At 36.4% G+C, this 1,276-nt stretch carries 1 protein-coding gene; it reads right to left on the bottom strand.

Translation table 11 applies throughout. From position 1 onward, the window contains the following. Nucleotides 1-32: 32 nt before the first annotated feature. Nucleotides 33-686 (bottom strand): hypothetical protein, encoded by a 654-nt coding sequence (locus tag ACFINH_RS09830; protein WP_375632982.1) that lies wholly within the window; start codon nt 684-686, stop codon nt 33-35. Between the last annotated feature and the right edge of the window lie 590 nt (nt 687-1,276).

The following is a 1,276-nucleotide window of genomic DNA, read 5'->3' as shown; positions in this document are numbered from 1 at the left end:
AAAGCAGGCGCCCCCCGCACCTGCTATTTTATTTACGCAACATCCTCATACTCATCACGAAAATAATCATCATCACTACCAAATCTTGGAATTGCCTCATCATGAATTTGATCATATTCAGTTAAAGAGGCAGCGCTATGAATACAAGAATCGCCAGATACATAAGCCCCACAAACCACGGCATCATCAACGACATAGGAATAATCACAAATATAAGCACCATCACTTATTTTTGCATTGCCACCGACATGAGCATTATCACAAATAACAGATGTATCAGAAATATGAGCATGTCCACTTACAGAGGCGTTATCATAAATTTTTGCATTACCTTCAATTACAACAGCGTTTTGAATATGGGCGTTGCCATAAACCTCACAATAATCATTTATTGTCATGCCTTCAAAAATAGCATTACCATAAATTTGTGCATCACCATAAACGTCTACAAAAAAGCTTTTCACTTTACCATTTTCATAAACCCTTGCATTTTGAAAAACGCGTGCTTTATCGTAAACCCAGCAATTGCCCTCATGAGATAAGTTGCTTTCCTTTTCAATATAACCACCAAGATCACCAGCCTTGACATCATCAAAATCTCTTAAGGCTCTAATTCGAGTTAAGAAATGACCATCGATATATTCACAATCATCAATAAATTCATATTTTTTGGAGATAGCATTCATAATAAAATATCCTATTGGCTAATAAAGTTTTCATTTGACAACCTTGTAAGGGTGTCGGGTGTTGAAAACACGGCCAATAGTCCGTCGTTATGCTTTTCCCCATAAGGGGTATTGTATGGCGTAACCACACCCGACAAAATCAGTATATATGCTAATAAAAGCATAAAAGACAGTCAGTTTTTAAAGGCAAGGGAAAGATTGTTTCGTAATCTATCCGCTATTGGTTTAGTGTTTTCTGCACTTAAGTATTTATATAACAAAATACCCATTTATTGTCAACTATTTTTTGGCATTTTTTATAATATTTTCAAATATTTATCTCATAAAATAGCTTATAATTTTTATCTCTTTTTTTGGAAGTATATGCCCCTAAAAGCTCTCCTTCTAATCATGATTTCGGAGCCGCGTGAGAAGGACGAAACAAGACGTTAGGTTCTTTGTCAAGGACGCCTTTAGGCGCCATGTAATGGTTTCCTTGACACTAAGAACCAAGACTTGTTAGTCCTCTCATTAAACGCGGGTCTGATGTCATGATTTTGGTGAGCGTTCCGGAGAGTTTGAGAGGCGGATAGCCTCTCATTAAAAAATAA

Origin of the sequence: Bartonella sp. AA74HLJMH (assembly GCF_042197045.1) — a bacterium.
In the GTDB taxonomy this organism is placed as follows: Bacteria; Pseudomonadota; Alphaproteobacteria; order Rhizobiales; family Rhizobiaceae; genus Bartonella.
Note: the sequence above shows the minus strand (reverse complement) of the source record. Positions and strands in the feature narration are given on the sequence as shown.

Excerpts from the sequence above, each read along its gene's own strand:
- ACFINH_RS09830 (WP_375632982.1), bottom strand. The coding sequence starts at position 686 with ATGAATGCTATCTCCAAAAAATATGAATTTATTGATGATTGTGAATAT.